Raw genomic sequence first — 568 nt, 5'->3', positions numbered from 1 at the left:
TTCATCGAGACGCTCGGGGCTCGCGCTGAAGAGGACATGAAGACGATGGATCGCCCCGGAACTCCTGCGGACATCGCGCCGGTCATCGCCTTTCTGATGTCCGATGGCTCAGCCTGGATCAGGGGAACGGACTTGCCCGTGGACGGCGGAATGTTCTCGAACGTCCTTTGCAACACTCACGGTCTTTGAATACGCTCACGCGCGCTGCGGCACAAGCGCCAGCGCTCCTCGCGGAGGCGTAGCACGAGCGCATTCCTGGCGTAGTCTTCAATTGCCGTTTTGGGCTGCATAGCGGTCGTTGGGCGGCCGAGGGCAAAAGACTGCAGAGGGCCCTACCCTGCCCCCCACCAACGCCCGTCGTGCAGCAGCTATGCAGCGGTTGCGGTCCTTCTCGGTTGGACGGCGAACGTACGCTGTCGGGCCCGTTTCCAGTCATCCAAGTGCCCGAGGACACCTCGGTATGGGCGGCCGGTCCCAAGGCATTGCAGTCATAGCCCCCTACTTGCCCTCTAGCGACCTTTGCCTTCGAAGAGTCGAACGTCCGCTCTGTCCGCCATCGAAATGGGAG

1 protein-coding gene is annotated in these 568 nt (G+C 62.5%); it reads left to right on the top strand.

Annotated features, from left to right (window positions below; translation table 11 throughout):
• On the top strand, nt 1-189 hold a 189-nt coding region (locus ACXJ3V_RS20500), incomplete at its 5' end, for an SDR family oxidoreductase (protein WP_457102199.1).
• Nucleotides 190-568: the final 379 nt, after the last annotated feature.

Source organism: Microbacterium sp. P5_E9, from assembly GCF_054049175.1.
The sequence above is the reverse complement of the archived record's forward strand: the minus strand, read 5'-3'. Positions and strand labels throughout refer to the sequence as shown.